Below are 11,552 nucleotides of genomic sequence, written 5' to 3'. Positions count from 1 at the left end.
ATGGACGTTCCCGAACGCATCAAGCTTGCCGATTCCCTCGACATCAGCCGACTGGTCTGCGGCCTCTGGCAGGTCGCCGACATCGAGAAGGACGCCGCGCCGCTCGAACTCGATGGAGCCGCCGACGCGCTCGACGCCTATGCGGCGGCGGGCTTCGACACCTTCGACATGGCCGACCACTACGGCAGCGCCGAGCTGATCGCCGGCCGGTTGCTGGCGCGCCACCCGGGCGAGGGCCGCCCGGTCGCCATGACCAAATGGTGCCCCGAGCCCGGTCCGATGACACCGGACGTCGTGCGCCGCGGCGTCCAGGATCGGCTGGATCGCCTCGGCGTCGAACGGGTCGACCTTCTGCAACTCCACTGGTGGACCTTCGAACATCCCGCCTGGCTCGATGCGCTGCACGAAATGGCCAAGCTTCGCCGCGAGGGCCTGATCGGCGAGATCGGCGTCACCAATTTCGACGCCGCCCACCTCGAGCTGGCGCTCGCCGACGGCATTCCGCTGGTCAGCAACCAGGTGTCGTTCTCGCTCGTCGATCGCCGCGCCGCCGGCGACCTCTCGGCGGTGTGCCGTCGTGCGGGGGTGAAGCTCTTCGCCTATGGCACGCTGTGCGGCGGCTTCCTGTCGGACAGATGGCTGGGCAGGCCCGAACCGGAAACGATCGCCGACTGGAGCCGGTCGAAATACAAGCGCTTCATCGACGCGGCCGGCGGCTGGGCCGCCTTCCAGGGCATCCTGGCCGCCGCCGCCGGGATCGGCCGCAAGCACGGCGTCTCGATCTCCAACGTCGCCACCCGCTGGGTGCTGGAGCACGAGGCCGTCGCCGCCGCCATCATCGGCGCGCGCATCACCGAGAGCGAGCACCGTGTCGACAATCTCAAGCTCTTCTCCTTCGCCCTCGACGACGAGGACCGCGCCCGCCTTGCCGAAGCCTTCGCGGCAACCCGCCCCATTCCCGGCGATTGCGGCGACGAGTACCGCCGCCCGCCGTACCTGACCGCCTCCGGCGATCTGTCCCACCATCTCGACGCCATCCCCTCCGTCTTCGAGGCCGTCCAGGTGCCGGGTCGTCCGGGCCGCCTGCGCGCCTCGTCGGGCAGCATCTGGGAAGGCATTGCCGGCTACAGCCGCGCCTTGCGCATCGGCGAGCGCATCCTGGTCTCCGGCACCACGGCCACCCACGGCGCCAATCGCTGCGTGGCGCCCGGCGATCCCGGCGCGCAGACCACCTACATCCTCGACAAGGTCGCCGCCTCGCTCAACGCGCTCGGCGGCGGCATGGAGGACGTCGTGCGGACCCGCATCTATGTCCGCGATGCCTCGAAATGGGAGCCGGTCTCACGCGCCCATGGCCGCGTCTTCGGCGAGGTCCTGCCGGCCAACACCCTTGTCGAGGTGAGCAATCTGGTCGGCGACTACGAGGTGGAGATCGAGGCGGAAGCCATCGTCGAGCGATAGGCGCGGCGGCAAGCCCGGTCCTTCGGCGGCATCGCGGCCGAGGCGGCGGCAAGCCGGTTCTGGCGCTCGGGGTCGACGATCTCGGCGCCCGAAGGTTGACGCTCCGACGCCGCGACGACCGTCGCGCGTGCAAGATCATGCAACTCGTCGAGTATACATTCCAGCCGCAACCGGTGCAGAACATCGGAGTTCGACGAGGCCCGACTGAAAAGCAGCTCCGATTGCCTGCAATCCTTGAATCCGCTACTGTCGACGCTTGGATCTCTCCTGAGGGTGTCCGGCGATGTCAGCAAAATTGAAGACAGTTTTACTTGTTGCGATCCTTGCCTGGGTCTCCGGTCCGGCGCCTGCGGCCGAACAGGTCGGCGAAACCGTCTACGTCAACCGGACCGTGACCGGTGATGGCCGCCGCCTGATCGTGAAATCGCCCGTTCATCGCGACGAGCTCATCGCCACGTCCAACACCGGCCTCGGGGAGTTCGTCTTTCGGGACGGCACCAAGTTCGCGGTGGGCATGAACTCGTCGATCGTCATCGACAAGTTCGTCTTCGCCGGCGACCGGACGTTCAAGGACCTGTCGCTGAACGCCGCCAAGGGCAGCTTCAGGTGGATCAGCGGCAGCTCCAGGCCTTCCGCCTACAAGATCAACACCCCCGCCGGCATCATCGGCGTCCGTGGCACCGCCCTCGACATCTATGTGGGCGAGGGCGGGGTGACGGCCGTCGTGCTGCTGAGCGGCGCGGCGCGCTTCTGTGGACCGAGCGGTTGCCGCGACTTGCAGCGCCGCTGCGATTACGTCGTCGCCACGCCGCGAGGAGGCATCACGTCTCCCGCGCGGGTGAACCAGGGCGTCCTGCGTCAGGTTTCGAACGTGTGGGCGTTGCCGTTCCTCACCGGTGACCAGCCCCTGTCGGCGAGCTTCCGCACCGGAACCGCCTGCGGCTTCGCCAGCGCCACCGCGCCCAGTTCCTCGGAAGGCCGCGACGGCGCCGGTTCGGAGGCTCCCGGCGACAGCGGGGGTGACTATGGCGGCGACTAGGGCGGTGATGACAGCGACGGCTGAGGATCGAACGGGCGCCATGTGCCCGCGAGCGCTCGACCCGCGAACCTGAGCACGATCGCGCCGCGCCCCCGGCCTTTCGGCCGCCCCCGGAGGCGCGAGCGAAGGAGGCGTGAGCGAAGCGAACGGCCGACCGAGAAAGCCGCGCCGCGTCGATGCCGTCGCGAACGTCCTCGGGCCGGTCGCGGACCTCAGGCGTTGTGGCTTGCCGGAAGCGTCGCGGCCGTGTCGGCGCGGGCGGCGTCGCGGCCGGGAAGGCTGCCCAGATCCTTCCAGAAGTGGCAGGCGACCCGATGGCTGGGCGACGCTGCGTCGAGCTGCGGTTCCTGTCGACGGCAGATGTCGCGCGCATGGCCGCAGCGGCTGGAGAATCTGCAGCCGGGCGGCGGCGAGAGTGGGTTTGGCAGATCCCCCTTCAGCACGATCCGCTGCGAGCGGTAGGAAGGGTCCGGCCGCGGCACGGCCGACAGCAATGCCTGGGTGTAGGGATGGCGCGGAGAGGAAAACAGCTCCCGCTTCGTCCCTTGCTCGACCACCCGGCCGAGATACATCACCGCGATCTCGTCGCTGATGTAGCGAACGACGCCGAGATCGTGGGAAATGAACACGTAGCTGACGCCGAGTTTCGCCTGCAGATCGGTCAGCAGATTGATGATCTGCGCCTGGATCGAGACATCGAGCGCGGAGACCGGTTCGTCGCAGACGATGAGGCTGGGTTCGACGGCGAGCGCCCTGGCGATGGCGATGCGCTGGCGCTGCCCGCCGCTGAACTGGTGCGGGTAGCGATCCATCTGGTACGGCGCGAGCCCGACGAGGTCGAACAGGGCGGCGACCCGGGCCCGGGCGTCCTTCTTCGTCGCCACTTTGTGGAGGAGCATCGGTTCGGCGACGAGCTGCGCGGCCGTCATCTTGGGATGAAGCGAGGAGAACGGATCCTGGAAGACGATCTGCATCTTGCGGCGCATGGCACGCAGGGCCGAGGCACTGGCGGCGGTGACGTCGATGCCGTCGAGCCTCACCTTGCCGCTGGTGGGTTGTTCCAGGCGCAGCAGGGTGCGGCCGAGCGTTGACTTGCCGCAGCCGCTCTCGCCGACGATCGCGATCGTCTTGCCCTTGCCGACGGTGAAGCTGACGCCGTCTAGCGCTTTCACGGTCTGCTTGCCGCCGCCGAACAAGCCGCGGCTGCCCACCGCGAAATGCTTGGTCAGGTTCTCCACCTCGAGGACTGGAGTCTCGTTCCGCTCGGTCATGGCTGTGCTCCCAGGTCCGTGTGCCAGCAGGCGACCTTGTGTCCGCTGATCTTCTCTTCGAGCGGCGGTCGTTCAGTCCGGCATTTTGCGTCGCTGAACCTGCATCTGGGATTGAAGGCGCAGCCGTCCGGCCGGTCGTGAGGCGGCGGCACCGTTCCGGGAATGGGCTGCAGGCGCTCCTGATCGCCGTCGACGGTCGGTATCGAGGCGAGCAGGCCTTGCGTGTAGGGGTGGGAAGGGGCGGCAAACAGGCTGTGGACCGGGGCCTGTTCGATGATGCGCCCTGCATACATCACCACCACGTCGTCGGCCATTTCCGCGATGACGCCGAGGTCGTGGGAAATGAGGATGATCGCCGTGCCGGACTCCGACTTGAGCGACCGCATCAGGTCCAGGATCTGCGCCTGGATGGTCACGTCGAGCGCCGTGGTCGGCTCGTCGGCGATCAGCACGCGCGGATTGCAGGCGAGCGCGATGGCGATCACGATCCGCTGGCGCATGCCGCCGGACAGGCGATGGGGGTATTCGTCGACCCGCTTCTCGGGGTTGGAGATCCCGACTTGCCGCAAAAGGTCGATGGCGCGGCTTCTTGCCTGCGCCGACGTCATCGACGAATGCGCGCGGAGCGCCTCGATGATCTGGTAGCCGACCGTGTAGACCGGGTTGAGGCTGGTCATCGGCTCCTGGAAGATCATCGAGATGCGGTTGCCGCGGATCTCCTGCATCTGCCCGTTCGAATACGGAACCAGGTCGGTGCCGTCGAGCAGCACCTGGCCGCCGGCGATGCGCGCCGGCGGGGAGGGCACCAGCTTCATGATGCCGAGCGACAGCATGCTCTTCCCGCATCCGGACTCGCCGACGATCCCGAGCGTCCGGCCTTCGTGGACCTCGAAGCTCACCTTGTCCACGATCGGCGAGATCGTCTTGCCGGCGGTGAGGTCGACGCTGAAGTCGCGGACGTCGAGGACGGGCCTGGCGTTCGGGACTGCGGTGTTCGTGTCGTCGTTCATCGAGTTCGACCTCTCAGCTTCGCAGTCGCGGATCGAGGATGTCACGCAGGGAATCGCCGAGGATGTTCATCGACAGGACCAGCAGGAAGATCGTCACGCTGGGGATGAGCGTGACGTGGGGGGCAAAGAAGAAGAAGCCGATTCCCTGCGCCGCCATCGTTCCCAGTTCAGGCGTCGGCGGCTGCGTTCCCAGGCCGAGGAAGCTCAGCGAAGCACCCAGAAGGATGGCCTGTCCCAGGCGCAGGGTCAGGAACACGACGATCGTGGACACGCAGTTCGGCAGCACGTAGCGTCGCAGCAACGTCCAGTCGTGCAGGCCGATCGCCCGGCCGCTGCTGACATAGTCCTGTGCCAGCACCATCAGCGCCGCGCCCCGCGCGATGCGGGCAACCAGCGGCGTCGTCGAAACGGAAAGCGCGATGATGACCGCGGTCGTTCCAGACCCGATGATGGCCGCGACCGCGAGGCCGAACAGGATGGCCGGAAAGGACAGGATGATGTCCATCAGCCGCATGAGGAGCGTGTCCGTGCGGGGGTAGAAGGCGGCCAGCAGGCCGACCAGCGTGCCGATGGTGCCGCCAACGAAGATCGCGGCAAAGCCGAGCATGATCGTCACGCGCAGTCCGAACATGCTGCGGCTGAAGATGTCGCGCCCCTGGCCGTCGGTCCCGAAGACATGATCGAGGGAAGGGCTCTGCAGAACCCTGCTCATGTTGATCTGGAGCGGATCATAGGGCGCAAGCCACGGTGCGAGCGCCGCGCACAGGAACAGCGTCGTCAGCATCGCCAGCGCGATGCAAGACACCGGATCGCGTCCAAGCGCGGCGAGGAGGTAGCGGGCGGGCCTGGCATCTGCGGCCGGTGTGGAGGCGTGCGACGTCATTTTGCTTGTACCCTCGGATCCAGGGCCGCGTAGAGGAGATCGACGATCAGGTTCATGGCGATGAACCCCAGCGACAAGGCAATGATCGCGCCCTGGGCGACCGGGATGTCGTTGGCGACGATCGCGCCGACGGCGAGACGGCCGACGCCCGGCCAGGAGAAGATGGTTTCCGTGACGATGGCGCCGCCGAGCAGGTAACCGATCTGCAGTCCGACCAGCGTCGTCACGGGTATCAGCGCATTGCGCAGGCCGTGGCGGAAGATCACCACCCGCTCGCTCAGCCCCTTGGCGCGGGCGGTGCGGACGTGATCGGCCTTGAGCGTCTCGAGCATCGAGGTGCGCGTCATCCGCGCCACCGGGCCGATGAAGATCAGCCCCAGACAGACCGATGGAAGGATGGCATGGCGCAGGCCATCGACCGTCCACAGCGGGCCGCCGCGACCGGTGAACGGCAGCACCTGGAGCTTGTAGCCGAACACCCACAACAGGGTCATGCCGATGAGGAAGACCGGCAGGGAGACGCCGGCGACCGATCCGCCCATGATCAGGCGGTCCCACAGCGTTCCGCGGCGCGACGCCGCGAACATGCCGAGCAGGATGGCGCTCGGCAACGCCCACAGAAGACAGAGCACGACCAGTTCGAGCGTGGCGCCGAAGGCGCGCGACAGTTCCTCCGTCACCGGCATGTTGTTGACCAGGGAGGTGCCGAGATCACCGGACAGGACATTGCCGACATAGCGCAGGAACTGTTCCCACAATGGCCTGTCGAGACCCATCTCCGTTCGGATCTGGGCGATGACCTCCGCGCTGGCGCTCGGCCCCGCGCGAACGGTCGCGGGGTCGGAGGGCACGAGGTTCAGCAGGATGAACCCGATCAGAAGCACGCCCAGCGTAACGGGAACTGCCAGCAACAGGCGCTGCACGGCATATCTCAGCATGGATTGGGTCTCCCCGGGGGTTGGCGAAAAAGGACCACCTTAGGTCGGCTGCGGCACGCGCACCTGCGGCTTCACCTCGTTGGGGCGAAGAACCTGCGTGATGAAGTGCTCGGTTTGCGGCTTGTATGTTTCCCACAACGACCGCAGCTTTCTCTCGGGATTGGGTTCATGGTCGACGCGTAGGTCGACCAGCGGCCAGTCCTGTTCGTCCGCCACCAGCAGCGCCGCCGACATCAGGGGCTGCGTTTCGCCCCCGGCGGCGAGGCCGGCGTCGATGGCGGCCAGCAGGCGCTCCACGAAATCCAGGTCGAGCGATGCTTCATAGCACTCCACCATCGCACGCGGCACGTCGGTGTTGGCAATCACGTTGCCGGTCGAGACGCAGTTCTTGCCCTGGTACCCGGAATTGAGCGACGGGATCTTCGGTCCGCAGAAGAAGGCGGTCTTGCCGTCGCGGTCGATCGCCGCGACCTGGCGCTGGTCCGGAAACTCGCTTTCCGCGATCAGCCGGTCGACGGTTTCCTGGGCGCTGAGACCGCGTTCCAGCAGGTCGAGGCCTTTCGGCCCGAGCCGAATGTCGCTCCGGTGCTGCGTGGTGACCGCGCCGACCTTGGCACGCACCCATGGGCACCGGTTGCCGACCGCGATGGACGAGGTCGTTATGCCGATGCCGAACATGCCGGTGTCCGCATCGCGGGCAATCAGTGAGAAGGTCATTCCGATATCCTCTGTGCTCGGTATTATTTCTGGAGCAGGGCGCGCAGCCGGTCGTTCAAGCCCATCGAGGCCGAGATGACGGGCATGAACCACGCCTTGCCCGAATAGAAGGGCAGGGCCTTGAAGGCGTTTCCGGAAAACGAGCTCGGCTCGTCGATGTCGCAGACGAGGCGGGCCGCGCGCATGCCGAGATAGGAGGCCATGACGATGCCGGAGCCGTTGCAGCCCGTCACGTAGTGGATGCCGTTCTGCACGCCCATGTGGGGAATGCGATCCAGCGTGAAGCCGACATTGCCTTCCCAGCCATGGCTCGCCTTCACCATGGGCAGCCCGGGCAGCACCTGCCTGAGAACCTTCATGAGGCGGATCGCGACATCGCGCGCATCGACGGAGTTGCTGGACAGTGCCCGCCCGCCGACCAGAAGCCGCGTGCCGTCCGGGCTCTTGCGAATGGCATAGGCGAGGCTGCGGGTGTCGTTGACGAGGCTGTCCGTCGGCAGCACGGCATCGAGTGTCTCCGGCGCCATCGGCTCCGTCGCCATCATGTGGCTTCCGACCGGAATGATCCGCCGCCGGAACCACGAGAATTCGGGTCCTGTGTATGCGTTCGTCGCCAGCACCACCTGGCGGGCTTTCACCCCGCCGCGCGTCGTCTGGATCAGGAACGACGCCCCTGACCGTTCGACCCCGGTGACGGGCGTGTCGGAGACGAGGCCGACGCCGCGCGCCAGCGCGCTCCTGATCAGCCCGTCATGGTAGCGCGAGGGATGCAGGCCGCCATCGTCGGGCAGCAGCATCGCGCCATGATAGAGCGGGGTGCGGATCCGCGCGCTCAGGTCTTTCGTGTCGATCATGTCCGCGCGGATGTCGAACGTGGCCAGCACGTCGCGCTGCCGGCCAAGCGCCGCCAGGTCCTTCGGCGTCCAGGCGCAGATCAGCCGGCCCGTCAGGCGCAGGTCGCATTCGATCGCCTCGTCGGCGACGAAGCGCAGGAACCAGCCGAACGCGTCGCGGGTCTCGTTGAGAAGTTCTCTCGCCTTGGCCGCGCCGAAGCGCTGCGACAGGGTCGCCAGCGACTGCCGCAAGCGGCCGCCGATCATGCCGACGCTGCGGCTGCTTGCGCCGAAGCCGAGGCTGCGGGCTTCGATGACCGTGACGGAGCGTCCCTGCCGTGCCAGTTCGATGGCGCATGACAGGCCCGCATAGCCTGACCCGACGACGACGACGTCCGTCTCGCCGGGCAGGTCCTGTTCCGCGGCCGAGCGCCGCGGAACATCGTCCCACCAATAGGGCTCCGGCTTGAAATCAGCCGACAGCGCCTGGTTCATTTCGCGACCTCGATGTCGAGGCCCTTGTAGAGGGCGCTGTTGTAGATGCCGTGCACCCTGACGTTCTTCACCCGGTCGGTGGTGAACAGGAACAGCTTCTCATGCACCAGCGGGATCAGCAGCGCCTCTTCGGCGACGGTCTTCTGCACCGCGGCATAGGCCGTGCTCTTGTCGGCGTCGACGAGCGCGGTCTGTCCCGCCTCGAGCTGGGCGTCCGTCTCGTCGCTCTTCCAGTGGAACCGGTTCGGCGCGGGAATATTGGCCGAATGGAACATCATCAGCACTTCACCGGCCGTGGCATAGGGCGAGAACAGCGCGTAGCCGTCGAACTCGTTCGACGTGTTGATCTGGGCCATGGCCGCGGCCGGCTCGACCAGCTGCAGCTGGAGATCGATGCCGACCTCCTTCATGTAGCCCTGGATCGCCTCGAGACGCGAACGCCAGCCGGACGTGCCGGCCGCGAGGATGGAAGGCGTCAGGCGCTTGCCGTCCTTGTAGCGGAAGCCGTCGGAAGACAGCTCCCAACCGGCCTCGTCGAGCAGCGCGCGCGCCTTGTCCGGATCGTAGGAAGCCTGGTACTCGCCCGAATAGTCGATGGTCCGGGGGCTGACCAGCGTCGTCGCCGGATTGGCCTGGCCGAACCACATGCTTGCGGCGAGCGCCTCGCGATCGACCGCGAGGTTCATCGCCTGGCGGACGCGGGTGTCGCTCGTCATCTCGCGGAACGGGCGCAGTCCAAGATAGGCCGAGTAGTTGGAGACGCGCGGCTCGGCCACGGTCAGGTTCGGCGCCGCGCTCAGCTGGGCGATCGCCCATTCCGGCATCACATAGGAGATGTCGCCGGCGCCGGTCTGCATGGAGGCGAGGATCGCGCCTTCCTCGGGAACCACCTTCCAGACGATGGTGTCGACGAGGGCCGGACCCTGGTTGTCGTAGAAGGACGGCCCCCAGGTGTAGGCGTCGTGGCGCGTCAGCGTGAAATTGTCACGCGGCATCCACTGCGACCAGCAGAACGGTCCCGTGCCGTTGAGGCCCTTGACGCCGAAATCCGCGCCCAGCCGTTCGACGTCGTCCTTGTCGATGATCGAACCGAAGCTCTGCGCGAGGTGCAGAAGCAGTTCGTTGTGCGGCTTGTTCAGCGTGTAGCGCACCGTGTAATCGTCGGCGGCGACGATCTCCTTGACCGAACCGAGACGCCATGCCGCCGGCGAACGCGTCGCGGGATCGACGAGGCGGTTCAGCGAATAGGCGACGTCCGCCGCGGTGAGCTTCTTGCCGTCGCAGAAGGATGCGTCGTCGCGGATGTGGAAGGTGTATTCCAGTCCGTCCTCGGAAACGTCCCACGACTTCGCCAGCAACGGATGCAGCGTCTTCTGGTCGTCCTCGACGGCGACCAGCGTGTCGGCCATCATGAACAGGATTTCGGCCGCGCCGCGTCCGGTGACCTTGTGCGGATCGAAGCCGACGGAATCGTTTCGCACCAGGACCGTGACCGTGTCCTGCGCCTGGGCAGGACCCATCAGCGCGGCGGCGGACACCGACAGTGCCAGCAGCAGTAGACTTGTCTTTCTCATGTCATTCCCCTTTTCTTGTGGTGGTGGTGGTGGTCTTCAATTCTCACGGCAGAGATAGCGGACCGCGCTGATTGCGTGGACCTTCACGACCGTCAGAAGCTCGTCGATCGTCACGTGCTCGTTGCGCCGGCCCATCGTCTTGGGGGAGGGGCCGTAGAGATAGGCGGGCACGCCGCGATAGCGCCAGTAGCGCGCGTCCGAGCCGCCCAGGCTGATGATCGGCAAGGGCCGGCGCCCGGTCACGCCTTCCGCGACGTCCTGCAGGATCGCCGCCATCTCGTGGTCGGGGTCGCACCAGCTCGATTCGTAGCTGTGGTCGTTCCGGATCTGGCAGCTGGTGGATGGATAGCGCGCCAGCACGTCGCCGAGCGCCTTTTCCACGCGGGCCCGCGCCAGTCCCGGCGGCATCCGGATCTCGACCTCCAGCACGCATTCGTCGGGCATCATGTTCACCTTCAGGCCGCCCCGGATGACGCCGACATTCACCGTCGCCTTGCCGACGATGGCGGCGGCGCCGTCGCCCAGGCTGGCATCCATCGCTGTCTGCGTGTCGGGCTGCGCGAGAATGCGGACGATGTGGTCGGGAAGCTCCGGCTCCAGCTCGGCGAGGCTTTCGAGATCCCGCACCAGCATGGCGGCGATCTTCACCGCGCTCTCGCTGAGATGCGGATAGGCGCCATGCGCGCCCTTGGTCTTCGTCGTCAGGACGGCGCGCAGGGCGCCCTTTTCGCCGAAGCGCAGCGTCGCCAGGCCGCTCGGCTCGCCGTCGAGGCAGCAGTCGCCGACCACCTCGTCGGGGATCGTCTCCATCAGGTAGCCGGTGCCCCAGCGGCCGCCCGTCTCCTCGTCGGAAACCACGGTCAGGGTGAGGCGTCCGGTCAGCCTGTCCTTGAGGCGGGCGGCGTAGCGATAGGCGAAGAGCGCGGCGGTCGTGCCGCACTTCATGTCGGCGGCGCCGCGGCCGTAAACGCGCCCCTCGGTGACGTCGCCGCTCCACTGGCCGCGCTCGCCGGGAATGTCCTCGATGGCGGGAAACACGTCCATGTGTCCGTTGAGAACCAGGTGGCGGCCGGCGCTGGCGCCGTCGATGGACCCGACGATGTTGGGCAGGTGGTCCTGCGCCGACACCAGGCGGTAGGGCAGCGCGTTCCGCGTCAGGAACGCTTCGACATAGGCGCTCGCCTCGCGGGTGTCGCCCGGCGGGTTGGGCGACTTCGCCTGCAGGAACCCGCTGAGGAAGGCGACGATCTCGTCGCGGTCCTCCTCGATCCAGTCCTCGATCTGGCGGGTGATGTCCGTCGCCGTCGGCATGGCGTCCCCTGAATTGTTAG

At 67.0% G+C, this 11,552-nt stretch carries 10 protein-coding genes; 2 read left to right on the top strand and 8 right to left on the bottom strand.

The features are described from left to right. Both EJC49_RS14380 and EJC49_RS14375 read left to right on the top strand, forming a co-directional pair. Positions 1-1,461: an aldo/keto reductase gene (locus EJC49_RS14380; protein WP_126700628.1), complete on the top strand. Its 1,461-nt coding sequence runs from the start codon at positions 1-3 to the stop codon at positions 1,459-1,461. Between the two features lie 283 nt (positions 1,462-1,744). Next, positions 1,745-2,500 (top strand): FecR family protein, encoded by a 756-nt coding sequence (locus tag EJC49_RS14375; protein WP_126700627.1) that lies wholly within the window; start codon positions 1,745-1,747, stop codon positions 2,498-2,500. A 212-nt stretch (positions 2,501-2,712) separates the two neighbouring features. Here the strand turns inward: EJC49_RS14375 and EJC49_RS14365 are convergent, their stop codons facing one another. Genes EJC49_RS14365 through EJC49_RS14330 form a run of 8 tightly spaced genes read right to left on the bottom strand, consistent with a single transcriptional unit; the run spans position 2,713 to position 11,532 of the window. Further along, positions 2,713-3,771, bottom strand: coding sequence for an ABC transporter ATP-binding protein (locus EJC49_RS14365; RefSeq protein WP_126700626.1), 1,059 nt, complete (start codon positions 3,769-3,771; stop codon positions 2,713-2,715). Then, positions 3,768-4,781 carry an ABC transporter ATP-binding protein gene (locus tag EJC49_RS14360; RefSeq protein WP_126700625.1) on the bottom strand — a complete coding sequence of 338 codons (1,014 nt, stop codon included), beginning with the start codon at positions 4,779-4,781 and terminating at the stop codon, positions 3,768-3,770. The genes EJC49_RS14365 and EJC49_RS14360 overlap by 4 nt, the downstream gene beginning before the upstream one ends. 13 nt (positions 4,782-4,794) lie before the next feature. Continuing rightward, the gene (locus tag EJC49_RS14355; RefSeq protein WP_126700624.1) at positions 4,795-5,664 is read right to left on the bottom strand and encodes an ABC transporter permease; all 870 of its coding nucleotides are present in this window, start codon (positions 5,662-5,664) and stop codon (positions 4,795-4,797) included. Continuing rightward, entirely contained in the window at positions 5,661-6,602 is a 942-nt protein-coding gene (locus tag EJC49_RS14350; RefSeq protein WP_126700623.1) for an ABC transporter permease, read from the bottom strand. Before EJC49_RS14350 ends, EJC49_RS14355 begins: the two co-directional genes overlap by 4 nt. 39 nt (positions 6,603-6,641) lie before the next feature. After that, on the bottom strand, positions 6,642-7,319 hold the full coding sequence (locus tag EJC49_RS14345; protein ID WP_126700622.1) for a DUF1028 domain-containing protein: 678 nt from the start codon (positions 7,317-7,319) through the stop codon (positions 6,642-6,644). Positions 7,320-7,342: 23 nt separating this feature from the next. Further along, on the bottom strand, positions 7,343-8,647 hold the full coding sequence (locus EJC49_RS14340) for an NAD(P)/FAD-dependent oxidoreductase (protein ID WP_126700621.1): 1,305 nt from the start codon (positions 8,645-8,647) through the stop codon (positions 7,343-7,345). Then, the gene (locus tag EJC49_RS14335) at positions 8,644-10,221 is read right to left on the bottom strand and encodes an ABC transporter substrate-binding protein (RefSeq protein WP_126700620.1); all 1,578 of its coding nucleotides are present in this window, start codon (positions 10,219-10,221) and stop codon (positions 8,644-8,646) included. Before EJC49_RS14335 ends, EJC49_RS14340 begins: the two co-directional genes overlap by 4 nt. A 36-nt stretch (positions 10,222-10,257) precedes the next feature. Further along, a complete protein-coding gene (locus EJC49_RS14330; RefSeq protein ID WP_126700619.1) occupies positions 10,258-11,532 on the bottom strand; it encodes a M20/M25/M40 family metallo-hydrolase in 1,275 nt (424 codons plus the stop codon). Positions 11,533-11,552: the final 20 nt, after the last annotated feature.

It is taken from the genome of Aquibium carbonis (genome assembly GCF_003970795.1).
Taxonomy (GTDB): Bacteria; Pseudomonadota; Alphaproteobacteria; order Rhizobiales; family Rhizobiaceae; genus Aquibium; species Aquibium carbonis.
This window is presented reverse-complemented; position numbering and strand designations above follow the sequence as displayed.

What these genes read in the sequence shown, in the direction of transcription:
- EJC49_RS14365 (WP_126700626.1), bottom strand. Translation starts at nt 3,771, where the DNA reads ATGACCGAGCGGAACGAGACTCCAGTCCTCGAGGTGGAGAACCTGACC.
- EJC49_RS14345 (WP_126700622.1), bottom strand. Translation starts at nt 7,319, where the DNA reads ATGACCTTCTCACTGATTGCCCGCGATGCGGACACCGGCATGTTCGGC.
- EJC49_RS14360 (WP_126700625.1), bottom strand. Translation starts at nt 4,781, where the DNA reads ATGAACGACGACACGAACACCGCAGTCCCGAACGCCAGGCCCGTCCTC.
- EJC49_RS14335 (WP_126700620.1), bottom strand. Translation starts at nt 10,221, where the DNA reads ATGAGAAAGACAAGTCTACTGCTGCTGGCACTGTCGGTGTCCGCCGCC.
- EJC49_RS14355 (WP_126700624.1), bottom strand. Translation starts at nt 5,664, where the DNA reads ATGACGTCGCACGCCTCCACACCGGCCGCAGATGCCAGGCCCGCCCGC.
- EJC49_RS14330 (WP_126700619.1), bottom strand. Translation starts at nt 11,532, where the DNA reads ATGCCGACGGCGACGGACATCACCCGCCAGATCGAGGACTGGATCGAG.
- EJC49_RS14375 (WP_126700627.1), top strand. Translation starts at nt 1,745, where the DNA reads ATGTCAGCAAAATTGAAGACAGTTTTACTTGTTGCGATCCTTGCCTGG.
- EJC49_RS14380 (WP_126700628.1), top strand. Translation starts at nt 1, where the DNA reads ATGGACGTTCCCGAACGCATCAAGCTTGCCGATTCCCTCGACATCAGC.
- EJC49_RS14340 (WP_126700621.1), bottom strand. Translation starts at nt 8,647, where the DNA reads ATGAACCAGGCGCTGTCGGCTGATTTCAAGCCGGAGCCCTATTGGTGG.
- EJC49_RS14350 (WP_126700623.1), bottom strand. Translation starts at nt 6,602, where the DNA reads ATGCTGAGATATGCCGTGCAGCGCCTGTTGCTGGCAGTTCCCGTTACG.